General features: G+C 47.7%; 16 protein-coding genes and 4 tRNA genes. 8 read left to right on the top strand and 12 right to left on the bottom strand.

Annotation, left to right across the window (positions count from 1 at the left end; all coding sequences use genetic code 11):
* Positions 1-65: 65 nt before the first annotated feature.
* Positions 66-3476: a GGDEF domain-containing phosphodiesterase gene (locus BFR57_RS08410; protein ID WP_071463537.1), complete on the top strand. Its 3411-nt coding sequence runs from the start codon at positions 66-68 to the stop codon at positions 3474-3476.
* Here the strand turns inward: BFR57_RS08410 and fadJ are convergent.
* Complete coding sequence (fadJ, locus tag BFR57_RS08405; protein ID WP_071463536.1) at positions 3467-5593, bottom strand: fatty acid oxidation complex subunit alpha FadJ; 2127 nt, start codon at positions 5591-5593, stop codon at positions 3467-3469. The two genes, BFR57_RS08410 and fadJ, sit on opposite strands and share 10 nt — an antisense overlap.
* Positions 5593-6903, bottom strand: coding sequence for an acetyl-CoA C-acyltransferase FadI (gene fadI, locus BFR57_RS08400; RefSeq protein ID WP_071463535.1), 1311 nt, complete (start codon positions 6901-6903; stop codon positions 5593-5595). The genes fadJ and fadI overlap by 1 nt, the downstream gene beginning before the upstream one ends.
* 201 nt (positions 6904-7104) lie before the next feature.
* On the opposite strand from fadI, the gene BFR57_RS08395 reads away from it, so the two are divergent.
* From BFR57_RS08395 to BFR57_RS08370, 6 genes are read left to right on the top strand one after another with little or no spacing between them, the layout of a single operon-like run.
* Positions 7105-8061 carry a MoxR family ATPase gene (locus BFR57_RS08395; RefSeq protein ID WP_071463534.1) on the top strand — a complete coding sequence of 319 codons (957 nt, stop codon included), beginning with the start codon at positions 7105-7107 and terminating at the stop codon, positions 8059-8061.
* 2 nt (positions 8062-8063) lie between these two features.
* Positions 8064-9026: a DUF58 domain-containing protein gene (locus BFR57_RS08390; RefSeq protein WP_253183617.1), complete on the top strand. Its 963-nt coding sequence runs from the start codon at positions 8064-8066 to the stop codon at positions 9024-9026.
* A gap of 4 nt (positions 9027-9030) precedes the next feature.
* Positions 9031-9501, top strand: coding sequence for a DUF4381 domain-containing protein (locus tag BFR57_RS08385; RefSeq protein WP_071463533.1), 471 nt, complete (start codon positions 9031-9033; stop codon positions 9499-9501).
* Positions 9494-10480 (top strand): VWA domain-containing protein, encoded by a 987-nt coding sequence (locus BFR57_RS08380; protein ID WP_071463532.1) that lies wholly within the window; start codon positions 9494-9496, stop codon positions 10478-10480. The genes BFR57_RS08385 and BFR57_RS08380 overlap by 8 nt, the downstream gene beginning before the upstream one ends.
* Positions 10473-12329, top strand: coding sequence for a VWA domain-containing protein (locus BFR57_RS08375; protein ID WP_071463531.1), 1857 nt, complete (start codon positions 10473-10475; stop codon positions 12327-12329). Before BFR57_RS08380 ends, BFR57_RS08375 begins: the two co-directional genes overlap by 8 nt.
* Positions 12323-14065, top strand: a complete 1743-nt coding sequence (locus tag BFR57_RS08370; protein ID WP_071463530.1) for a BatD family protein — start codon at positions 12323-12325, stop codon at positions 14063-14065. The genes BFR57_RS08375 and BFR57_RS08370 overlap by 7 nt, the downstream gene beginning before the upstream one ends.
* 87 nt (positions 14066-14152) lie before the next feature.
* Here BFR57_RS08370 and BFR57_RS08365 read toward each other — a convergent pair whose 3' ends face one another.
* From BFR57_RS08365 to BFR57_RS08320, 10 genes are all read right to left on the bottom strand, one after another.
* Positions 14153-16027, bottom strand: coding sequence for a SurA N-terminal domain-containing protein (locus BFR57_RS08365; protein ID WP_071463529.1), 1875 nt, complete (start codon positions 16025-16027; stop codon positions 14153-14155).
* Between the two features lie 152 nt (positions 16028-16179).
* The gene (hupB, locus tag BFR57_RS08360; protein WP_157981515.1) at positions 16180-16470 is read right to left on the bottom strand and encodes a nucleoid-associated protein HU-beta; all 291 of its coding nucleotides are present in this window, start codon (positions 16468-16470) and stop codon (positions 16180-16182) included.
* A 288-nt stretch (positions 16471-16758) separates the two neighbouring features.
* Complete coding sequence (gene lon / locus BFR57_RS08355) at positions 16759-19095, bottom strand: endopeptidase La (protein ID WP_071463527.1); 2337 nt, start codon at positions 19093-19095, stop codon at positions 16759-16761.
* Positions 19096-19215: 120 nt separating this feature from the next.
* Positions 19216-20493: an ATP-dependent protease ATP-binding subunit ClpX gene (clpX, locus tag BFR57_RS08350; protein ID WP_071463526.1), complete on the bottom strand. Its 1278-nt coding sequence runs from the start codon at positions 20491-20493 to the stop codon at positions 19216-19218.
* Positions 20494-20505: 12 nt separating this feature from the next.
* A complete protein-coding gene (clpP, locus tag BFR57_RS08345) occupies positions 20506-21123 on the bottom strand; it encodes an ATP-dependent Clp endopeptidase proteolytic subunit ClpP (RefSeq protein ID WP_006955134.1) in 618 nt (205 codons plus the stop codon).
* Between the two features lie 112 nt (positions 21124-21235).
* Positions 21236-22534, bottom strand: a complete 1299-nt coding sequence (gene tig, locus BFR57_RS08340) for a trigger factor (protein WP_071463525.1) — start codon at positions 22532-22534, stop codon at positions 21236-21238.
* Positions 22535-22756: 222 nt separating this feature from the next.
* Positions 22757-22833, bottom strand: a tRNA-Pro gene (locus tag BFR57_RS08335).
* A gap of 30 nt (positions 22834-22863) precedes the next feature.
* Positions 22864-22939: transfer RNA gene (locus BFR57_RS08330), tRNA-His, on the bottom strand.
* Positions 22940-22967: 28 nt separating this feature from the next.
* Positions 22968-23044, bottom strand: a tRNA-Arg gene (locus BFR57_RS08325).
* Between the two features lie 32 nt (positions 23045-23076).
* Positions 23077-23153: transfer RNA gene (locus tag BFR57_RS08320), tRNA-Pro, on the bottom strand.
* Positions 23154-23385: 232 nt separating this feature from the next.
* On the opposite strand from BFR57_RS08320, the gene folD reads away from it, so the two are divergent.
* Positions 23386-24246 carry a bifunctional methylenetetrahydrofolate dehydrogenase/methenyltetrahydrofolate cyclohydrolase FolD gene (folD, locus tag BFR57_RS08315; RefSeq protein WP_071463524.1) on the top strand — a complete coding sequence of 287 codons (861 nt, stop codon included), beginning with the start codon at positions 23386-23388 and terminating at the stop codon, positions 24244-24246.
* Positions 24247-24251: the final 5 nt, after the last annotated feature.

The following is a 24251-nucleotide window of genomic DNA, read 5'->3' as shown; positions in this document are numbered from 1 at the left end:
GTTAGCGTAACACTCAGTTAACAAATTATAAGAGCTGTAGAGCAGCCATTAATCAGGTCCTTAAGTTGCGTGCCTCATTCATCACCTTAGCTTGCCTTGTTTATTTCGCATTGGCTACTTTTAGTCCGCATTCTCTTGCGCATGACACGCCTCACGCGACCGCGCAACTCGACGAGCCCATTATTGACATTGAGTCTGGCCCGCTCGGCTTTCTGTGGTTAGCCACCCCGGAAGCGATTTATCGTTTTGACGGCTCCAGCTTACGTAAAATTGATCTGATCGACGTCGTTACCGGCAAAAGTGTCCCCAAAATCCATGGCTTAACGAATAACCAAAATCAGTCCCTACTCATTGGCAGCAGTCTCGGTATTTATTCCTTGCCATTCAGATCACATGATCTAAAGGCCGCTCTCATATTGCACAGTGAACACCTTCTTGATACAGGTATTCAACATATCACCGCCATTGCAGGCTCACCGCTTATCGCACAAAACCAAAATTCGTTATTAATCGAGCATCAAGGGGAGTTGTTGCCACAGCCCTTGCAGTACGATGATGAAGCCGTCCAATCCATTCGTTTTATCAAGCCAATTAATGACTGGATCTGGCTAGCCGAGGGGCGCGACATCTATGTGTGGGACGGGTTGGGCAGTAACCTATTCAAGCTCACTATCGAAAACCCGATTACCGCAAAGCTTCCCGAGGGACGCTTAATTGATATAGAGCCTACCGATAATGGGATGTATTTGCTTTATAGCGACTTCATCGTTCAACTCGATAGCAGCTACCGCTTAGTACATAGGCAACCGTTAGACGTACTAGATATCAAAGGTGCTGTGCGACAACTTAGTCTTGCGCAGAACCAAGAGTTGACCTTATTAACATCCTCTAATTTATATCGACTCGAAGCGTCCGCAGACGGCGCCATAGTTGCCAACTCATTTAATCCCTCTAAGCATATTACGGGCCCTTGGCAACAGTATTACACCGCCCACGGATTTAATGTGCTCATCAATAATCGCGGTGAACTTGAGGTGATCAATGCGCCCGATCCCTCTCAGGCTAAATTGTGGCTGAATGCCGAGGTAAGCTCATCAGGTGCGGTATACATAGACTATTCAAGACCTGCATTTAACCTTACACAACCGCAAACATTCGAATACCGTATTGACCCCATTCAAACGGCTTGGCAAAAAACCTTTCAGCCGCTTCAAGCGGTCAAGATTAAGAACTTAACAGACGGTGAATACACCTTGGTAGTGCGAGCAACGCTGCCCGTTCAAGATACCGAGGTGATCAGTCAACAAAGCTTTATTGTCGATACAGCCGGCTTTAGTTCAATGCACTACAGTTATGCAGGCTTAGTCCTCTTGCTAACCGGACTTGTCATTGGTTACTACTTCATCGCTGCCAAGCTAAAAGCCTACCGGAAACTCCAGGATGCTCACTCATCATTGCATCACTTGTTGGAAGGCACGAAACAACAAATGTGGACTTGGCATATACCTAAGAACGAAGTCGAACGCGTGCACATTTGGACACATTGCACTCAGTTTCCGCTCGATGGGGTGCGCTTCGGTCGGGATCAACATGAAGAAAGTAACATTCACCCCGAGGATATTCGCCAACTCGTTAAAACGCTAGAGCGCGTAAAATCAGGTGAATTAGCTCATTATCAGAGCACCTACCGACTACAAAACGATCAGAAGTGGCTGTGGGTTTTAGAGCGTGGTGAAGTGGCACAAACGGATCTGGACGGCGTGCCAATCAAAATTCAGGGTGTACTTAGTGATATTTCTGACATCATAAACAGTGATGAACGACTTGATATGTTAGCCACATCACTGACGAATATTTCTGATGGCATCTGCATATTTGATCGCTTTTTCAGGAAACGTGAAATCAATACCGCTTATGAGCGCATTACTGGCTACGAACGCGCTCAAGTTATCGGCCAAGCATTCACCTTAGCCCACTATGATAGGGACTTCACAGATCAGATAAAACATACCGTACTCCGCCAAGGACGCTGGTCGGGGGAAGTCACCGATTTTAAAGCCGATGGTTCGGAATTACTGCTTGAACTCACACTCGATGCGGTGCGTACAGATAATGGTGATATCAAACTAATCGTCGCCAGTTTTTCCGATATTACCGAGCGCCGTAATACAGAAAATGAGCTCCGTCGGCTATCCAATACTGATAGCTTAACAGGCTTACCGAACCGCTCCTACTTCCAAGTCAGTCATTCTAACCTGGTACGCAAACGTGTTTCTCACGCCTTGTTATTATTTGATTTGGACGATTTTAAACGAATTAATGATTCATTGGGCCACGAAGTCGGCGATGAACTTTTATGCCGAGTCGCTGACCGTTTAGCAGAGTTAGGAAGGCGGCAAGACACCCTGTACCGCCTTGGTGGCGATGAATTTGGTATTCTGGTTGAGGACAATACCGATATTAATGTCATCAGCTCCATTGCCCAACAAGTAAATACTGAAATAGCTAAACCTTACAGTGTAAAAGGGCATGAGATTGCGTTAGGTAGCTCAATTGGCATTGTGCTTTATCCGCACGATGCGCATACCTCTCAGGAATTACTGCAAAAGGCAGATACAGCGATGTACCATGCCAAGCAACGAGGGGGTAACTGTTACCAATTCTTTAACGCATCGATGAACGAAAACGCGATCCAAAGGCTAGTATTAGAAAGCCAAGTGCGTCATGCCATTCGCACCGAACAAGTCGAAGTGTTTTATCAACCGAAAATGGAAATTGCCACGGGGCATATCTCTGGTATTGAAGCGCTTGCGCGAATCCGCGATGAATACGGACAATTCATTAGCCCATCACAGTTTATTCCACTGTGCGAAGAAACTGGTCTGATTATTCCGCTCAGTGAACAAGTGTTACGCACTGCCTGTCGCGATATGCGTCAGCTACTCACGTTACAAGGTGCGCCTCGCAGTGTCGCGATTAATCTATCTGCACGCCAGTTTACGCAGTCAAGTTTGGCCCTGTTCATTGAGCAGGTGTTGCAAGAAGAAAACATGCATCCCCGTCACATCGAGTTTGAGATTACGGAAGGTATGGTGATGAGCGATCCTGAACGCGCGATTGCGATGCTAGAAAACCTCGCTGATATGGGCGTACAACTTGCACTTGATGACTTTGGCACAGGGTATTCCTCGCTCGCTTACCTTAAACGCTTCCCAATGCATACGCTTAAAATCGATAAGGAATTTGTTGACGACATTACCTTCGATGAACGCGATCGTAAGATGGTCGAATCGATAATCGGCATGGCTCATAATTTAGGATTGAAGGTTGTCGCTGAAGGCGTTGAACAAAAAGCTCAATTGGACATTTTGGAACGATTACAATGCGAGTATATACAAGGATTCTACTTCGCAAAACCGATGAGCGCCGAAGCGCTCATCGAATTCATTACTAAACAGCAGCCTGCTTACTCATAAAAGCGCTTACCCTGCTCAGCCATTTGCTTCAGTAGCGGAGCGGGTTGGTAACGATCACCGCGTTGCTCTGCTAAGCGCTCCATACGCTTCACAATACTGCCAATACCCTCGGCATCCATATAGCGGAACGGACCGCCTCGGAATGGTGGGAAACCAATACCAAACACCGAACCAATGTCACCGTCACGGGCACTGCGAATGATGCCCTCTTGCAGGCAATAAGCCGCTTCGTTAAGCATTGGCAAAACACACAGCTCAGCAATTTCATCCCCTTCATGCTTCGCCTGCGGTTCGATATTCAGTAAACCGTACACCGACTTATCAACCGGCTTGCCTTTCACACCTTTGCCATATTGATAGAAACCTTTGTTGTTCTTCTTACCCTTACGACCGTCATCAATCAGTTTGTCGAAAGCCGCAGGTGCCTCAAAGCGTGTACCGAGTTCCTTTACAAGAATCGGCGCAACTTTCGCGGCGACATCGATTCCTACCTCATCCAATAACGTAATTGGACCGACTGGAAAGCCAAATTTAACCAAAGACTTGTCAATATGCTCAATCGGCTCACCCGCGATCAACAAACGCGCCGCTTCGTTCATGTAAGGCGCTAAGATACGGTTAACAAAGAAACCGGCACCATCTTTGACAACGATAGGTGTTTTGCCTTGCTTTTTAGCCAACGCGACCGTGGTAGCAATGGTTTCCTTTGACGTATTTTCGTGGGTAATAATTTCCGCGAGTGGCATTTTATCGACAGGCGAAAAGTAATGCAGACCGATGACGCGATCGGGGTGTTGAGCGCCCTCGGCGATCTGTGTGATCGGCAACGAGCTGGTATTGGTCGCGAAAATGACGCCATCCTTACCATTGTTTTCGACATCAGCGACCATTTTCTTCTTCAGTTCGAGATCTTCGAACACGGCTTCAATCACCACATCAACACGGTCAAACCCGGAGTAATCAAGCGAACCGCTCAGCGAGAGCATAGTTTTCTCTAACTCTGCACGACGCATATGACGGCGTTTAACTTTCTTATTCAAACGCTCGTAACTGTAATGCAGTGCGTGAGTAATACCCTCAGGACTAATATCCTTGATGCGCGCTGGGATACCGGCTTTGGCCGCAGTAACAAAGGCAATTCCACCGCCCATTAAACCGCCGCCTAAAACACCCACACGCTTAATATCCGCTGGCTTAACACCATCCGCGCCGGTCTCTTTTTTCATTTCCGTTGTGGCAAAGAAAATCTGTCTAAGCTGATAAGACTCAGGGGTCATCGCGAGTTCCCCAAAAGCCCGCGCCTCATAGTCAAGACCCGCATCGCGACCTTTTTCAACGCCTGTTTTGACCGCCTTAATGATCTTATCGATGGCGGGATAATTGCCCTTCGCTTTAGCCTGCGCCTGCTCACCTGCCTTTTTATAAATGATGCCACGACCATAAGCGGTTGCCTCAAGCAACTTGCTCATGCCTTTTAGGTTCGCTTTTGAAGGCTTGGCCTTTGCCTTTTTAGCCTGTTTCACAGCAGCTTCTAGCAAGATTGATTGCGGTACAACCTCATCGACTAAGCCCGCCTTGAGTGCCTGCTTAGCGCGCAACTGTTTACCCGTTAGGATCATGGTGAGACCTTGCTGCACGCCTACTAATGCAGGTAGCCGCTGTGTTCCACCTGAACCGGGTAGTAAGCCGAGTTGAACCTCAGGTAACCCCAATGCTGTTTTATCACTGTCAGTACAGACTCGCACATGACACGCCATTGCTAACTCAAGTCCACCACCTAAGCAGGCGCCATGGATAGCGGCAACAACCGGAACATTAAGCTGTTCGATACGATCAAACATCGCCTGACCTTTGCGAGCCAAACTCTCTGTATCAGCTGCGGTTTCACAGTCATTAATCATGTTAATGTCGGCACCCGCGATAAAAGAGTCAGGCTTACCGCTTATAAATACGACACCTTTCAGCTCACTATTATCTTCAAGGCGGTTCATCAAACGACCTACCTCATCGGCAAAGCTATCTTTTAAAGTATTCATGCGTTCGCCGGGAACATCGATGGTAATCACCGCAATACCATCATCTCGGATATCTAGATGAAATGCGTTATTGTCTGTCATTATTCGCTCTCCAAAATCATCGCTGCGCCCAAGCCGCCCGCTGCGCAGGCTGTTGTCAGTGCAGTTCCACCGCCACGACGACGCAATTCATACAACATTTGTGTAATCATCCGTGTGCCCGTTGCTGCAAAGGGGTGTCCATAAGCAATCGAGCCACCCAATACATTGAATTTATCCGGGTCAACTTCACCAATTGCCGCATCACGTCCCAATTTTTCTTGCGCAAACTTCTTACTCGAAAACATTTTCAAGTTGGTCAGCGTTTGCGCCGCAAAGGCTTCATGCATATCGATCAACGTCAAATCATTGAGCGTCATACCCGCACGGTCTAGGGCGATAGGCGTCGCATAGCTCGGCCCCATCAACATGTCCTGCTCGACTTCAAGTGCAGCAAATGCGTAGCTACGCAGGTAACCTAAAATCGGGTAACCCAGCGCTTTGGCACGGCTTTCCGTCATCATCAATACCGCCGAAGCACCATCGGTCAGCGGTGTTGAATTAGCTGCTGTCACTGTGCCATGTTTTTTATCAAACACGGGTTTGAGTTTGCCGAGTTTCTCTAAAGAAGAATCGCCACGAATGTTGTTATCTCTATCAATGTGCTTTTTATAAGGCTCTGGATAAGCGGTCATAACCTCATCATCAAGGTAGCCTGCTTCCCAAGCTTCGTGCGCGCGGCGGTGAGAGTTCACCGTTAATTGGTCTTGGTCTTCGCGTGAGATATGATGGCTTTTTGCCATTTGCTCCGCAGTTTGCCCCATACTCAAACCGGTTGAGTATTCCGCCACTGCGGGGGGCACGGGAAGTAGATCTTTAAGACCTAGTCGACGTAATATCGCGATTCGCTGACCTAAGCTCTTGGCCTTATTCAAGTCAACCAATGCACGGCCTAGTTTTCGGCTCACGCCAATCGGTAACACCGACGATGAATCAGCGCCGCCGGCAATACCGATATCGACATGCCCTGCCATCATGGCTTCGGCGATATTAACCGCTGACTGGAAACTCGTCGCACAGGCTCGGGTTACACTGTAAGCATCTGTTGACACCGGAAGCTCCGTGCCGAGCACGATCTCACGGGCAATATTAGGTGCAGCTGGCATCTGTACCACCTGTCCAAATACCAATTGCTGTACCAATTTACCGTCAATTCCCGTACGATTGATAAGCTCTTGGACGACCATTTTGCCGAGATCGACAGCGGGGATGCCATGAAAGTCTGTTGCCTGGCGTGCGAAAGGTGTTCTTAGTCCCGCAACAAAAGCAATGCGGTCCCCTTTCGGTGTTAGCAACCGTTCAGTTGCAGACATATGATTTCTCCATTAAAAATTAAGCGTCAAATACTGGTCTGACCACACAAGATGTTACAAATTCTAGCTGTTTAATCTACAGATTAAAACCTTGGTTTTCGTTAAAGTAGAGAACATCATTGAAAATAGCATGCTCAGGCTGCATAACAATACAGCTGAGCACAAATCATTCGCAAAATAGATAGTATAAGCGGGAGCATCATGGCTGCTGAACAATTCAAACAACTGCAAGCATTTCTAGATAGTCAGGTATTGGGACAGCCCGAGTTCACCAAGAACTTGTTAATCGCGGTACTCGCAGACGGCCACCTACTTGTAGAGGGCCCACCAGGACTTGCTAAAACCCGTGCTGTACAAGCGTTGGCGAAAGGTATCGAGGGTGACTTTCACCGCGTTCAATTTACCCCGGACCTACTCCCTGCCGACTTAACCGGTACAGATATTTATCGACCTGAAACAGGTGCCTTTGATTTTCAACAAGGTCCGTTGTTTCATAACCTTATTCTCGCCGATGAGATCAACCGGGCGCCGGCTAAAGTGCAGTCCGCGCTGCTTGAAGCGATGGCCGAGCGGCAAATTACCGTGGGTCAACGTAGCTATCCGTTATCCGACCTATTTATGGTGTTAGCAACACAAAACCCGCTTGAGCAGGAAGGTACCTATCCTCTGCCTGAGGCACAATTAGACCGCTTTCTGATGCATCTAAACCTCGATTATCCCGATGCCGATACTGAATTGAAAATTTTACGTCTGACACGTGGCGAGGCAATTGATGGTCAAGCAACGATGCCCACGCCGCTGACGCAAGAACAACTTTTTCAAGCCCGCACCCAGGTAATGCAGCTATTCTTGGATGAGGCCGTTGAGCAGTATCTGGTACAGCTGGTCATGGCTACGCGCGTACCGACCAATTACGATGAAACACTTGCCAGTTGGTTAACCTATGGTGCGAGTCCTCGAGCCACAATAGCACTTGAGCGCTGTGCGCGTGCCAACGCATGGCTGAATGATCGCGACTTTGTCACCCCTGATGACGTCCGCGAAGTGTTCTTTAATACGTTACGTCATCGCATCATTATTAGTTATCAAGCCGAGGCCGACGGCATTAGCTCAGACACTGTGCTTGAACGTATTCTCGAACTTGTTCCATCGCCGTAACAATGATGCAAAGTTTAACCACTGAACAATGGCTAGAAAGACTGCATACCGATGGTTTGCAGCCCAGTATGCAAGAGCTGATGTACTATCGTACGAAGCTCCCCGCCTTTGCTCGCCATCAACGTCAACTACCCGCCTCTTCTCAGGCGGGCGCGTTAATGAGCAAAACACGTGGGCGCGGGATGGAGTTTGATGAAGTGCGTCATTATCAGCCAGGCGATGATGTTCGCTCAATCGATTGGCGTGTTACCGCACGAACGGGTAAAGCGCATACAAAGCTCTACCGAGAGGAAAAAGATCGTCCCGTTTACATTGTGGTCGACTTAGCGTTAACTCAGCTATTTGGTAGCCGCCTACTGTTTAAGTCCGTACAAGCCTGCCACCTTGCGTCCGCACTTGCATGGCAGACGCTTCAGCGAGGCGACAAAGTCGGCGGTATCGTAAGCAATGGATGGCTACAGAACGAGTACAAACCCAGTTTACAACATAAGTCAGTGATGCACTTCTTGCGTGGACTTACGGAGATTCATCAAGATAGTTTGGCGCGCTGGCGTCAGCAGACGCCCCCGCATGCCGCCCCGCTCGTCAAAAGTATCGAACATTTAACGCAACTAGTGAAGCCCGGTAGTCTCATCAACGTTATCAGTGACTTTGAGCACGTAAGTAACACGACACTGGAACAATTAGCTCGGTTGAACACTCGAAGTTCTGTGCGCACCTTTAAACTATTCGATCCGATGGAGCAGCAGTTGCCAGAAGGCTACTCGAGTCAACCCCTAAGCGTGCACGACGGTGAACGACAGGCGATGGTTAATTTAAATAATGTGCGCCAACGCCGTGATTACCACCAACGCGCTGTCAGCGAGCTGGAGCAGTTATCAGAACGCTTTAAACAGTATCGTCTACCCATGACGCAGGTGAGTTCTGCAATCGCTCTTGAGCAACAATGGCCCGAATTACGGTGATGACATGTCCGGTTTAATACAGCAACAAGCAGATATCAGTCAGTTAAAAGATATTGTTGAACCTCAAGGCGCCTCCTTTTTACCACTGGCAACGCCTGTATGGGTTATTTTAATTGTGCTTTTGGTCGTTATTTGCGTTACCACGATTTATATTTGGCGTGCGCGGCAACAACGCAAGCCGTTGCGTTATGCGCAACAAACACTCAGGCAACTTGAACACCCGACAGTCAAAGACATCACTTTCATTGCTAAGCGAGTCGCGTTGGTCTATTTCCCACGTCGTAAAATAGCCCAGTTGAGCGGACGCGCTTGGCTAGAGTTTTTAGGTGCTACCGAACAACAACACAGTGAACTGTTACGTAACGCTGATCGCGTGTTATTCCAGCCAGGACACAGCGAATGGGTAGATCAATACCAACAGTTAGTGGACGACTGGCTTAGCCAGTCGCCAAGGAGGTTAACTCGTCATGTTTGAATTTGCCTGGCCATGGCTATTTTTACTCATTCCACTGCCGTTGTTCGTACGTTATTTTTTACCCAAGGCGCAACAACAAGCATCTGCAATCCGTATTCCTAATCTTCATGGATTAAGTGACGGACACCGGGATGCGCGAGCACGGCCATTCATGTGGGCACTATTGTGGTTGTGCTGGCTATTGATCGTCGCTAGCGTTGCACGTCCTCAATGGTTGGGTGAGCCATTACCGGTGCGCAATGAAGGCCGTGAAATTATGTTAGCTGTTGATTTGTCCGGCTCCATGGAAATCGCCGACATGACACTGAATGGACGTAATGTTGATCGCTTGGAAATGGTCAAAGCCGTTTTAGGTGACTTTATTCAGCGGCGCACAGGCGACCGCCTCGGGCTCATTTTATTCGCCGATACTGCGTTCCTACAAACCCCGATAACCTACGACCGAAAAACCGTACAGAAAATGCTCAACGAATCTGTGCTTGGCCTTGTCGGCGAACGAACCGCTATTGGTGATGCCATTGCACTGGCAGTAAAGCGATTTAAAGGTAAAGAAGAAACCAATCGCGTACTAGTGCTTCTGACCGACGGACAAAACACAGCAGGTAACTTAACCCCGGAACAGGCCTTAGAGCTGGCTAAAGCCTATGATGTAAGAATTTATCCGATCGCTGTAGGTGCTGAAGAGGTCGTTGTAGATAGTGTATTCGGCCAACGTAAAGTCAATCCATCGCGCGATCTCGATGTGCCTTTAATGCAGAATTTGGCGGAAGAAACCGGGGGTGAATACTTTCGTGCGCGCAGTACTGCGGAACTCGAACGCATTTATCAATTACTGGACGAGTTGGAGCCCGTTCGAGGCGCAGAGCAGCAGTTACGTCCAAGACAAGCGCTGTTTTTCTGGCCATTATCAGGCGCGCTCATATTACTCACGGTGTTAAGTGTAATGCACTATCGACCATGGAGAAGTCAACATGGCTGATTTTCACTTTTTACGTCCAGCTTGGTTGTTCGCGCTACTACCTCTGGCATTTCTATATTGGCGCATTTTGTTTATGCGCAAGCACCAATCGGGTTGGCATCAGTGGCTTCCTAAACACCTGTCCAATGTACTGGTCGACAGCGCTGGACAAGTCACCTTTTGGTCAGCGCATCGACTGGGGCTTTTTTGGCTAGTCGCGATAGTGGCGCTCAGTGGTCCCACATGGGAGCGCTTACCTCAACCCGTTTACCAACTCGATAGCGGACAAGTCGTGGTACTCGACATGTCTCCGTCATTACTCGCCGAGGATGTTAATCCTAATCGGCTGACTCGAGTACGCTTTAAAGCCATGGACCTGGTTCGGTCTGGCCTCGATGGCGATACCGGATTAGTCGCTTACTCGGCTGATGCATTTACTATCAGCCCATTGACCGAAGACAATAATAACCTGTTAACGTTAATTCCCTCATTGGCGCCTGATATCATGCCGGCACCCGGTAATAATCCGTTACGCGCCCTTAAACATGCTAATCAACTACTCACCAATGCAGGCTATGCTCAGGGTGACATATATTGGATCACCGATGGTGTAGATAGCCAGGACATGGCGGATGTGAGCAATTATTTGCGCTCCACTGAACACCGTGTTTCGATTCTTGGCGTCGGCACATCCGATGGCGCCCCCATACGTAAAGAGGACGGCGCACTGGCAAAAGATAAGTATGGGCAAGTTGTAGTGGCTAAGCTCTATCCCGATCGCCTAGCGGACCTAGCTCAGCTGACGGGTGGCGTCTACGTCACCTCGACTTCAACTAACCAAGATATCGAGCAATTGACCGCGTTAGAACCGCTGTCACGTAAAGGCAAAGAAGGTGACAGTCAGCAACAAGGCGATCAATGGCTTGATATCGGTCCATTCCTTGCTCTACTACTTATCCCAATGGTTTTATTCAGTTGGCGGAAAGGCGGCACGCTAGGCAGCTTTTTTATCGGAATGATATTGATGTCCCTATCTACGCTACCGAATACAGCATTGGCACAAGAGCAAGTGGAAAGCCCAGGCTGGTGGTTGAATAACGAGCAGCAAGCGCAGCAGCTGCTGGAGTCAGGTAATTGGCGTGAAGCGGCAGAACGTTCACAAGCGCCCATGCGTAAAGGGGCCGCTTTGTATCGTAAGGGGGACTATGCAGCCGCCGCCGAGCAATATGCGCAAGTTGACACCCCTGAGGGTTGGTACAATCGAGGAAACAGTTTAGCACGGCAAGAACAATACCAAGCAGCCATTGACGCATATGACCAAGCTTTGCTTAAGCGTCCAAACTGGGAGGCAGCACAAGCTAACCGTCATTTGATGGAGCAATTATTGCAGCAACAACAGCAAAAGCAAGGTCAGAAACAAGGCGATAACAACAAGGGTGAGCAGGAGAAAGACGATAGCCAAGAAGGGCAAGGGCAAAATGACTCGGGACAGCAACAGGGCCAACAACAAGGTGATCAACAAAACCAGCAGCAAGGTCAGCAGTCCAATCCTCAATCCCAAGATGACCAGCAGCCGGAGACAAATAGCCAAAAGCAAAAGCAAGAGCAAGAGCAACAAAAGGAAGCTGAGGCGTCTCGAGAAGAATCTGAGCAGCAACAGCAGCAGAACGATCCTGCTCGACAGCAACGAAGTCAGCAGACCGAATTTAGCGATGACATTGATCCCGAGCGGGCGCGTCAACTGGAGCAATGGATGAATCGAGTGCCAGACGATCCGAGTCTATTATTACGTAGAAAAATGTATTTAGAGAGTCAACGTAGACAACAGCAAGGCGTGCGTGATCCAGAAGGAGTAGAGCAAAAATGGTAAGTCGTTGGTATCACTTATGTATCACATTAGTGTTGGTATTCGTATCGATCAGCGCTGATGCAGCGGTGACTAAAATCACCAGCACAGTCGACAAAAACCCCGTGATCGCAAAAGAGTCGTTTGTATTGACTGTGACGTTCAACGATGACGTGCCTAACTCAGCCTTTCAGCCAGATATTTTGTTGAACAACTTTGTTGTCGGTCGTACCAGCGTGAGTCGTCAAACATCGATTGTTAACGGCGACTTAAAAAAGCTGACGCAATTCACCACGGTACTCGTGGCCAAAGACCCTGGCGATTACCAAATACCGAGCATTAGCCTTGATGGAGCCAGCTCTGATCCCATTACCATGACGGTGGTCGAGCCGGGTTCTGATGCAGCTAAACGCAGTGATAAAGTGGCCTTTGTGGATGTATCGCTAGATACCTCAAAAGTATTTCTACAACAGCCCATTCACTACATAGTAAGACTTTACTTAGCCGCTGACCTTAATAAAGGTAACCTCGTCCCACCGCAAATGGACAATGCAGATATACGCCAAATTGGCAAAGATGAGGAATTTAGTGAAATGAACCACGGTCGTCGCTACCGTGTTTATCAGCGTACTTATCAAATTACTCCCAATCAATCCGGCTCGTTTGAAATCGAGGGTGCCCGATTTGATGGCGAGGTTTATGCATCGGGTCAACGCTCTATTTTTTCTTCGTTTTCAAACACCCAACCGGTCAGCGCCATTGCCGAAACAAAGACTGTTGAAGTCAAACCCATACCACAGAACTGGACAGGTCATTGGCTACCCAGTGACTTAGTGACTATCAGTCAAACCGTTAATCCCAAACAAGATGAATACAAAGTGGGTGACCCCATTTCGGTCTCACTGATGCTGACTGCCGTGGGGGTTAAACCTGAGCAGCTACCCGATATTAGTTACGATTATCCAAATAGCGTGCGTATATACCCTGATAAAGAGAATACCGACCAATTTGTACGCAATGGTATTAATATCGCCCAAAAAACGATTGAGTACGCGATTGTCCCGCAAAAACCGGGGGAAATAACGTTACCGGGCATTGAAGTGCCTTGGTTCAATACGAAAACTCAACAACGCGCGATAGCAACAACGGATGACCTGACTTTTAATGTAGCAGGCTCGCCAATAGTCCAACCGAAACCAGCCCAATCAACGCAACAACCCGCGGAGACTGTGCAAGAAAACACGCCAACACGCAGCCAAGAAGCGTCTCAAGCGACCACTGATGACCATTGGAATTATTGGGTTTGGGTTGTGGTCGCCTTAATTATCGCGTTAGTGGTGAGCGTAGGTATCAACATCATGCTTTATAAGCGTCGTAATAAGGCAAGTCACCTGCAACAAGCCCAAGACACGGTCATACAGCCGATAACAAAGAATGAAGCTTGGCGTCAGTTTCAGCAAGCCTGTGCGAGTAGCCAGCCTCAACGCGCTGAGCAAGCCTTAAAACGTTGGGCGCATCAACGTTATGGACAACGTGTTACCACCCTTAGCGATGTGGCTCGTCTGCTGGATGTAACAACTGAAAGCCATGTAGTGAGTGAGCTTAATCAACTTCAAGCAGCCCTGTACAGTGCACAACAAAGCAAGCAATGGTCACGCGGCAAGCAACTGTATCAAGCCGTTAGAACAGCTCAGCAACAACAGGCTAGCACGAAATCAAATACATCGCCTTTACCACCGATGTACCCGATGGACTCATAGTTCAAATTCGTCGCCGACTCGACAAAAAAAAACCTGACATCATCATGTCAGGTTTTTTTGCTTTCGTCGTTAACAACGACGCTATGATTAGTCGTTAGACTGCAGACGCGTAATAGAAGCCTGCTCGACTAAAGTTTCGATAAACGCTTGTAACATTAACTGTGACTGGCGATTTTGCAGTTGTTCAACAATCTGCTGGTTCGCTTCGGTTCCTTCAATACTCGCTGCATTCACTTGTGTTAATGCAACCACCGCTGCGTCCCCGTTTGGCATTTCGATGGTCGTTAATGCTGCTGATCCATCGGCGGTTGGTGCCTCAGAGAACAATGCACGCAGAACAGCACGTGGATGACTTTGGTTATCCATACCAACAGCGTCTAAGGTCAAGTAATCCGCCTCAGGCTCGCCTTGCTCACTCCACTGTTGCTTCCATGCTTCTGCCTGCTCAAGCGCTAACGCTTGGGCTTTTTTCACGCGCAATTGCTGAACGATTTGATCTCTCACCTGCTCCAGTGGTTTAACCGCTTGCGGATTATGCGCTAACACACGCACCACAAGTGACCGGTCATCAGCCGTCTCAATAACATCACTGTTCAACTTCTCTTCGATCAAGTCGCGATTAAAGATACGATTCAGTGTGGCTTCGTCGCTTAACGCGGTTGGTGCGTTTTGGCGAGTAAAGAGATCGGACGTACGTACACTGGCACCAATCGCTTCAGCGGCCGGCTCTAAGGTATCTGGTTGTTCGAAGCTAACTTCCGCAAGTTTTTGTTGTAACTCAAAATACTTATCATCAACTTGCTGAGATTTCAGTTTCTGACGAATCTCACCTGCGACTTGTTCAAATGGCGTAACCTCACCTGCGCGTAAATCAAGTAATTTAATAATGTGAAAACCAAACGATGTCTCGACAATCTCCGATACATCGCCCACATTTTCTAGCGCGAAAGCTGCATTATCAAAGTCTTCATCCATCGAACCTTTGGTGATCCAGTCTAAATCGCCACCCTGCTCAGCAGAAAAAGTATCATCTGAATATTTCTTTGCCACATCAGCAAAGTCTGCACCACTGTTTAATTCAGCTAGCGCTTCTTCTGCTTTAGCCTTCGCATTATCAGTACCATTTTCAATCAGAATATGGGCTACGCGACGCTCTTCGTCAGTACGGTATTGATCAATCGAGCCATCGTAGTATTCACGGACTTGCTCGTCACTGACCTCGACCTGATTATAAAGCGCTGCTTTTGAAAGCTGTACGAAAGCAACTTTCAATTGCTCAGGTGTCTGGAATTGTTGCTGGTTGTCGTTGTAATAGTTTTCAATATCGCTATCACTGAGCTCGACCTGATCAACAAAGTTACCATTCTCAGCAATGATGTATGCACCACTACGAGTTTGCTTCTGCAGGCGTTGTAAAGCCAGTGCTTCGGCCGGTAACGCGAACTCGGTTGAGCCAATTGCTTGGGCAATTTGGCTTCTGATCAAATCATCACGCAACACCGCGGCAAATTGCTCGGGTGTGTAACCTGCATTACGCAACGCCATCAAGTAAATATCGTTATCAAACTGACCGGCGGAACGGAACGCTGGAATATCACGAATCTCTTGCTTTACACGTTCAGCAGAAACACGCATACCATGGTCACGTGCATACTGGACTAGCAACTCTTGCTGTATAAGCTGCTCCAATACATTAGCACGCACTGACTGCATGTAGCCGGGTTGCGAGCTGACCGCTTCGAACATATCACCAAACTGCTCCTGCAGACGACTACGTTCATTTTCGTAAGCTCGCTCTAACGCTTGCTGACTAATTTCGGCATCGTTAACTTCTGCCACAGTGGTCGTGGCACCACCGGTAACGTAGCTGCCCACGCCAGCCAAGGCAAAGGTCAATATAATCAGGACCAGAACGGCTTTCGCAGTAAAGCTCTGCGACCCTTCTCTTATCCGCTCTAACATAATCAGGACTTCCTTCAATCGCTCATTTTAACGGTGCAGTATTATATCTAAACCGCTATAAATCGCATCCTTTAAAGCAAAAAATAACCCGAAGCGTCGGCTTCGGGTTACTCGTATTAACAAATAAAAAGCGCTTTAAAAAGCGCCTTGAATTAGTTTACTGCGTCTTTCAGAGCTTTACCGGCTTTGAAAGAAGGTACTTTAGCCGCAGCGATTTGAATAGTCTCACCCGTTTGTGGGTTACGACCAGTGCGCGCAGAACGCTCGCGAACGCTGAAAGTACCGAAGCCAACCAATGCAACTTGGTCGTCCTTTTTCAATGCTTCAGTTACTGCGTCGATCATTGAATCCAATGCACGACCCGCAGCAGCTTTAGAGATATCTGCACCTGCAGCGATTTTATCAATTAACTGAGACTTGTTCACAGTATCATCCCCTTCGATTGTTATTATCAAATTTCCGTGGTTCCATTCGGATTTTTAAATGGTCCGAATTTGTTATATCAAGCTTAGTTACTATCTTCAACACCATTTTCCGAACGATGTGACCATAGAAGCTACCCGGTAACTGATTACAACACCGGTATAAGCTTTAAACCTTAGGCTACCACAGTCGTAACAATTGAAAACCCTTTTTTGCTAAATTTTTAACGAAAAAATGCGGTCTGTAGAGCAATTCCCCTGCTCGAGACCGCATTTGTCCGTTTCTATACCAAAAAACTGAGTTAAAAATTAAGCATTTGTTGGGTTACGTTCCAATGCCACCTCAAGTACCTCGTCAATCCATTTTACGGGTTGAATCTTGAGATCTTGCTTCACGTTATCTGCGATTTCTTTCAAATCGCGCTCATTGTCTTTTGGAATCAACACATGCTTGATACCGCCGCGGTGCGCAGCTAAAAGCTTTTCTTTCAAACCACCAATAGCCAGCACTTCGCCACGCAATGTAATCTCACCGGTCATAGCCACTTCAGAACGGACCGGGATTTTAGTCAACGATGACACTAACGCCGTCACCATAGCGATACCTGCGCTTGGGCCGTCTTTCGGCGTCGCGCCTTCCGGCACGTGCACATGAATATCACGCTTCTCGTGAAAGTCTTCCGCAATGCCCAGTTTATCAGCACGGCTTCTCACCACCGTGAGTGCGGTCTGAATGGATTCTTGCATGACATCGCCAAGCGACCCCGTCGAAGTAATCTTGCCTTTACCCGCGACATTGGTCGCTTCAATTGTCAGCAAGTCACCGCCCACTTCTGTCCATGCGAGACCCGTGACCTGACCAATTTGGTTAGCCTCTTCCGCTTTACCATAATCAAAGCGCTGAACACCTAAGAAATCGCTTAGATTGTCTTGGTTGATAGTCACTTGAGTAATGGACTTATCCAACAAAATGGTCTTAACCGCTTTACGGCATAAACGCGAAAGCTCACGCTCTAAGTTACGTACACCTGCTTCACGCGTGTAATAACGGATGATGCCGAGAATCGCGCTATCTTCAACGTCAATTTCTTTCTTTTTCAGTCCATTACGGTCGATTTGTTTAGGTAACAAGTGACGTTTAGCAATGTTGAGCTTTTCATCTTCGGTATAACCCGATAAACGAATGACCTCCATGCGATCCAGTAACGGCGCCGGAATATTCATGCTATTCGATGTCGCAACAAACATCACGTCGGATAAGTCATAATCGACTTCCATATAATGATCGTTGAAATTAACGTTCTGCTCGGGATCCAAGACTTCCAACAAGGCTGACGCTGGATCACCACGCATGTCGGATGACATCTTGTCGATTTCATCGAGCAAGAACAGCGGGTTACGTACGCCCACTTTTGACATCTTTTGAATTAATTTGCCTGGCATAGAACCAATATAAGTTCGACGGTGGCCACGTATCTCAGCCTCATCACGCACACCGCCCAGCGCCATGCGTACGTACTTACGACCCGTTGCTTTGGCAATCGACTGACCCAATGACGTTTTACCAACGCCCGGTGGACCCACCAAACAAAGAATAGCGCCCTTTACTTTGGATGTACGTTGTTGAACAGCAAGATACTCGATAATACGTTCTTTGACTTTCTCAAGACCGTAGTGGTCTTCATCCAAAATACGCTCAGCATTACCCAAATCTTTCTTTATACGTGACTTCTTCTTCCACGGGATGGACACCATCCAATCAATGTAGCCACGCACAACGGTCGCTTCTGCAGACATCGGCGACATCATTTTCAGTTTAGAAAGCTCCGCCTCGACTTTTTCACGGGCCTCCGCAGGCATGTGCGCATCGTCGATTTTTTGCTGTAATTGCTCAAACTCGTCGACACCACCTTCACTTTCGCCAAGCTCTTTCTGAATGGCTTTCATTTGCTCATTCAGATAGTACTCACGCTGGCTTTTCTCCATTTGTTTTTTAACCCGACTGCGAATACGCTTTTCGACTTGTAAAATGTCGATTTCGCTTTCCATTAACGCCATCAAGTATTCAAGACGTTCGCGTACGTCGGTTATTTCTAGGATATGTTGCTTATCAGCAAGTTTCAGTGGCATATGTGCAGCCATGGTGTCAGCCAAGCGATCACACTCATCGATTCCCGACAGCGAAGTTAATACCTCGGGCGGAATTTTCTTATTGAGTTTCACATAGCCTTCAAACTGATTCATTGCCGAACGAACCAACACTTCTTCTTCTTTTTCTGGCAAGCTTTCCGATGCTAAATAATGAATGCTCGCCTGAAAGTATTCGTCGCTGTCTTTGAGTTGATCAAGCTCAGCGCGTTGCTGACCTTCAACCAATACTTTGACGGTGCCGTCGGGTAGCTTCAGTAATTGTAAAATACTCGCTACCGTGCCCACACGATAAATGTCCTCTTCCGTCGGCTCATCAACCGATGCATCTTTCTGGGCTGCTAAAAACACACGTTTATCAGCATCCATTGCAGCCTCTAAACAACGGATAGATTTTTCGCGACCCACGAATAGTGGAATCACCATATGGGGGTAAACCACTACGTCACGTAATGGGAGAACAGGCATATCTAGTTGCTCTGTACGTTCTTCGCTCATCAAATTCTCCTGACCTTAGTTCTGTCTTTAATATGTGGTCTATATGGCAAAGTTCAACGGTTTGCATAAAAAAAGGGCCAAAACGGCCCTTTTTGTCAACTTTGGGCTGAACACACCCGCTTATTCGCCTGATGCGTGTTTTTCATCCGATTGATTTGAATAAATCAAAATGGGGTCTGATTCGCCAGCCACCACTGATTCATCCACTACAACCTTAGATACGCCTTCGATTGAGGGAAGATCATACATAGTGCTTAATAACACGCCTTCTACGATCGAACGTAGACCACGCGCACCGGTTTTACGGTTCATCGCTTTCTTAGCGATAGCACGTAATGCATCTTCACGGAACTCAAGCTCCACGTCTTCCATTTCAAACAATGCGGAATATTGCTTTGTAAGGGCGTTTTTCGGCTCACGTAAAATCTCAACGAGCGCATCTTCGCTCAGTTCATCCAGCGTTGCCACCACAGGCAAGCGACCAATAAACTCAGGAATCAAGCCGTAGCGAACCAAATCCTCAGGCTCAACTTGGCTGATAATTTCACTTTGAGCCGCACTGTTGGGGCTTTTGACTTGTGCGCCAAAACCAATACCCGTGCCTGTTGCTAAACGTTGCTCGATGACACGCTCAAGGCCGGCAAAGGCACCACCACAAACAAACAAGATTTTTGACGTATCCACCTGCAAAAATTCTTGCTGTGGATGTTTACGCCCGCCTTGCGGTGGGACCGAGGCAACGGTGCCTTCAATTAACTTCAACAAGGCCTGTTGCACCCCTTCACCACTGACATCGCGTGTAATCGAAGGGTTCTCAGACTTGCGAGAAATTTTATCGATTTCATCAATGTAAACGATACCGCGCTCTGCTTTCTCGACGTCATAGTCACATTTTTGCAGTAGCTTTTGGATGATATTCTCAACATCTTCACCGACATAACCCGCTTCTGTCAGCGTAGTCGCATCGGCCATGGTGAATGGCACATCCAAAAACCGCGCCATCGTCTCAGCAAGAAACGTTTTACCTGAACCCGTTGGACCTATCAGCAAAATATTACTCTTACCGAGTTCAACGTCATCTTTACCCTTACCTGCGTTGCGTAAACGTTTATAGTGGTTATACACCGCTACTGACAACACTTTTTTAGCACGCTCTTGACCGATGACGTAGTCGTCCAAGTGCTTACGGATTTCTTTTGGCACAGGCAGCTTATCGTGATCGGGGGCTGCGGCGATATTCTGAATTTCTTCCTTCAAAATATCGTTACATAAATCGACGCACTCATCACAAATAAACACCGAAGGCCCAGCGATCAGCTTTTTCACTTCGTGCTGGCTTTTGCCGCAAAAAGTACAATACAGCGGCTTATCACCGTCGCCTTGCGTTTTATCGGTCATTCGACTCTCCTACTACTCTTCGCCGCGCTTATTCAAAATGCCGTCAACTAAGCCATAGTCGACCGCTTCAGGCGCAGTCAAGAAATGGTCACGATCAGTGTCACGTGCCACCTTCTCATAATCTTGTCCAGTATTCTCAGCTAACATACGGTTTAGGCGCTCTTTCAGATCCAAGATTTGTTTTGCATGAATCTCGAAATCTGATGCTTGTCCTTGGAAACCGCCCAGTGGCTGGTGAATCATTACGCGCGAATTTGGCAAGCAGTAACGTTTACCTTGCGCACCACCGGCTAACAAGAATGCGCCCATGCTGGCTGCTTGGCCCATACACACAGTACTGACATCAGGCTTGATAAAGCGCATCGTGTCATAAATCGCCATGCCTGCTGTTACTACACCGCCCGGTGAATTGATGTAGAGGTAAATGTCTTTATCAGGATTGTCTGATTCCAAAAATAATAATTGGGCAACAATCAAATTAGCCATGTGGTCTTCGACCTGTCCACAGCAAAAAATGACACGCTCTTTTAACAGTCGCGAGTAAATATCGTAGGAACGTTCACCTTTTGAGGTTTGCTCCACGACCATCGGGACGAGCTGTGCCATGGGATCCTGAATATCGTTAGACATGAATGATAAAGCTCCTAATAAGAAAAAGGCTCGTATGAGTTACATACGAGCCATTAAACCAAGCACAGACGGAGCTCGTCAAGGGCTCCGTCGATTTATCCTAACGGATAGATTATTGCTTAGGGTTCATGATGTCATCGAAGCTCGCTTTCTTCTCTGTCACTTTTGCTTGCTCAAGTACAAACTCGACCGCTTGCTCTTCAAGTGCAACGTTGCGAATCTGCTGCATCATGTCGTTGTTTGACTTGTAGTACTCGATAACTTCTTGCGGATCTTCGTATGCTGAAGCGGCATTAGCGATGATGGTATCAACGCGCTCGTCTTCTGCTTTCATTTCGTTAGTACGAATAACTTCGCCTAATAAAAGACCCACTTTAACGCGTTCTTTCGCTTGCTCTTCGAACAGCTCAGCTGGTAAGTCAGGCATTTGCTCTGCATTGCCGCCAAAACGTTGTGCTGCCTGCTTACGCAATGCGTCGATTTCTTGATCGATCATCGCTTTTGGCAGTTCAACTTCGTTTTGCTCAACGATGCCTTTCAATACTTGCTCTTTTACCTTGCTTTTAACCGTGTTGCTCAGCTCACGTTCCATATTTTTACGAACTTCAGCTTTCAGCGCGTCAACACCGCCTTCTTTAACGCCGAACAAAGCAACGAACTCGTCGTTGAGTTCTGGCAACTCGCGCTCTTCAACTTTCTTCGCGGTTACAGCAAACTGTGCTTCTTTGCCTTTCAGGTTTTCCGCATGGTAGTCCTCAGGGAAAGTCACCTCGATGGTTTTCTCTTCGCCTGCTTTAATACCTTTAATTTGGTCTTCAAAACCAGGGATCATGCGGCCTTCACCCAGTTCAAGCGCAAAGTCAGACGCTTTACCGCCTTCAAACTCTTCACCATCAATCGAGCCAACGAAGTCCATAGTGACACGATCGCCATCTTTTGACTTACGCTTAACTTCTTTCCAGCCCGCGTGTTGCTTACGCAATGTCTCTAGCATGCTATCGACATCCGCGTCAGTGACTTCAACGGCTGGCTTTTCAATCTCGATTTTGTCGAGGTTTTTAACCTCAACTTCTGGGTATACTTCAAAAGTTGCAGTAAACTCTAGGTCTTGACCTGGTTCGTTAACTTTAGGCTCGATCGCCGGCGCACCTGCAGGGTTAATTTTTTCCTGCATGATTGCTTCGTAGTATTTGCTCTGCATTACGCCAGAAGCGGCACGAGAGCGTGCTTCGCGACCAAATAGCTTCTGCAATACGTGTGGAGGAATTTTTCCCTTACGGAATCCATTCACACGGCGGTGACGGTATTCTTCTTTTAATAAACGTTTTACTTCGTTATCAATAACGTCCGCCGGTACCGTAATCGTCACACGACGTTCTAAACCTTGTGTTGTCTCTACAGAAACCTGCATTGCCTTTTTACCTCGGTTTCAATCAGTGAAGTGTTGCCTGCCCTTAAAAACTAACTTAGTTCACACCAGTTGAATGTAATCCAAGCCACTTTAACGCAAACAACGGCGTTATCCTTTAAAAATGACGCAGCATTATAGCGAGTCGAAGGCGATTAGTCGAGAGTGAATTCTGAAGTGCTGACGCAGACAGGAACAATGATTAGTATTTATTCAGTTGAAGCGTGGTCGGCGAGACTGGATTCGAACCAGCGACCCCTTGGACCCAAACCAAGTGCGCTACCAAACTGCGCTACTCGCCGATTTTAATAAAGGATTTAGAAGAGAAGAAGTGGGGTGGATGATGGGACTTGAACCCACGACAACCGGAATCACAATCCGGGGCTCTACCAACTGAGCTACACCCACCACTGTATTGAATCTTCATGGCGCGTTCTGGCGCACCCGGCAGGATTCGAACCTGCGACCGACGGCTTAGAAGGCCGTTGCTCTATCCAGCTGAGCTACGGGCGCAATCGAACATTCCTGCTACCCTAAAGTCAAAATGGTCGGCGAGACTGGATTCGAACCAGCGACCCCTTGGACCCAAACCAAGTGCGCTACCAAACTGCGCTACTCGCCGATTTTGACTTGTGGCGGTGACAGACAATGCTGCCTGACAACGGGGGCGAATATTACCCATAAGTTTCCCATGCGTCAAACTTTTTTTGGCAAAAACGGGTTGTTTGGCTACTTTTGCGCCAAGCTGACCATTATTCCGACAATCAGTGACATTTCACCTTAAATAACGGTAAACTACTAAGCCATTCAAAGCTTTTTCAATTCTAATTTCATTGACAAGCAAGGGTCCCTATATGCCTGCACAGCTAATTGATGGTAAAGCAATCGCTGCAAACATCAGAGCATCCGTAAAAACACAAATTGACGAACGTCTCAGCGCCGGTAAACGCGCACCTGGGTTAGCGGTCGTTTTAGTTGGACAAGATCCCGCATCAGAAGTTTACGTGGGCAATAAACGACGCGCCTGCGAGCAAGTCGGTATTCGCTCTTTCGACTATGATATGCCCAGTGATACATCGCAGGCAGCACTTGAGCAACTGATTGATGAGCTTAACGACAACCCAGATATCGATGGTATCTTGTTACAACTTCCATTGCCGGCAGGATTAGATGCTACCCCGATTCTTGAGCGCATTCACCCGCACAAAGATGTCGATGGCTTCCACCCCTACAATGTCGGTCGTCTAGCACAGCGTATTCCTGCGCTGCGCCCATGTACGCCGAAAGGCATCATCACACTACTCGATAGCACTCAGATTGATTTACATGGACTCAATGCTGTGGTGGTGGGCGCTTCAAACATTGTCGGCCGGCCAATGAGTTTAGAATTATTATTAGCAGGCGCAACTACAACGGTGTGCCATCGTTTTACTAACGACCTCGAAAAACACGTACGCCGCGCTGACATTGTGGTGGTGGCGGTCGGTAAACCCGAGTTTATTCCAGGCGAATGGATTAAAGAAGGAGCGATTGTTATCGACGTCGGCATGAACCGCCTTAACGATGGCCGATTAACTGGCGATGTCGAGTTTGAAGTCGCAGCGCAACGAGCCGGTTGGATTACTCCAGTACCGGGTGGTGTTGGCCCCATGACGGTCGCCTCACTCATTGAGAATACACTTCAAGCTTGCGTTGAGTACCACGATCACGCCTAGTACCT

The organism is Idiomarina sp. MD25a (assembly GCF_001870515.1).
In the GTDB taxonomy this organism is placed as follows: Bacteria; Pseudomonadota; Gammaproteobacteria; order Enterobacterales; family Alteromonadaceae; genus Idiomarina.
Note: the sequence above shows the minus strand (reverse complement) of the source record. Positions and strands in the feature narration are given on the sequence as shown.

Excerpts from the sequence above, each read along its gene's own strand:
- fadJ (WP_071463536.1), bottom strand. The coding sequence starts at position 5,593 with ATGACAGACAATAACGCATTTCATCTAGATATCCGAGATGATGGTATT.
- fadI (WP_071463535.1), bottom strand. The coding sequence starts at position 6,903 with ATGTCTGCAACTGAACGGTTGCTAACACCGAAAGGGGACCGCATTGCT.
- BFR57_RS08395 (WP_071463534.1), top strand. The coding sequence starts at position 7,105 with ATGGCTGCTGAACAATTCAAACAACTGCAAGCATTTCTAGATAGTCAG.
- BFR57_RS08390 (WP_253183617.1), top strand. The coding sequence starts at position 8,064 with ATGATGCAAAGTTTAACCACTGAACAATGGCTAGAAAGACTGCATACC.
- BFR57_RS08385 (WP_071463533.1), top strand. The coding sequence starts at position 9,031 with ATGTCCGGTTTAATACAGCAACAAGCAGATATCAGTCAGTTAAAAGAT.
- BFR57_RS08380 (WP_071463532.1), top strand. The coding sequence starts at position 9,494 with ATGTTTGAATTTGCCTGGCCATGGCTATTTTTACTCATTCCACTGCCG.
- BFR57_RS08375 (WP_071463531.1), top strand. The coding sequence starts at position 10,473 with ATGGCTGATTTTCACTTTTTACGTCCAGCTTGGTTGTTCGCGCTACTA.
- BFR57_RS08370 (WP_071463530.1), top strand. The coding sequence starts at position 12,323 with ATGGTAAGTCGTTGGTATCACTTATGTATCACATTAGTGTTGGTATTC.
- BFR57_RS08365 (WP_071463529.1), bottom strand. The coding sequence starts at position 16,027 with ATGTTAGAGCGGATAAGAGAAGGGTCGCAGAGCTTTACTGCGAAAGCC.
- lon (WP_071463527.1), bottom strand. The coding sequence starts at position 19,095 with ATGAGCGAAGAACGTACAGAGCAACTAGATATGCCTGTTCTCCCATTA.
- clpX (WP_071463526.1), bottom strand. The coding sequence starts at position 20,493 with ATGACCGATAAAACGCAAGGCGACGGTGATAAGCCGCTGTATTGTACT.
- clpP (WP_006955134.1), bottom strand. The coding sequence starts at position 21,123 with ATGTCTAACGATATTCAGGATCCCATGGCACAGCTCGTCCCGATGGTC.
- tig (WP_071463525.1), bottom strand. The coding sequence starts at position 22,534 with ATGCAGGTTTCTGTAGAGACAACACAAGGTTTAGAACGTCGTGTGACG.
- folD (WP_071463524.1), top strand. The coding sequence starts at position 23,386 with ATGCCTGCACAGCTAATTGATGGTAAAGCAATCGCTGCAAACATCAGA.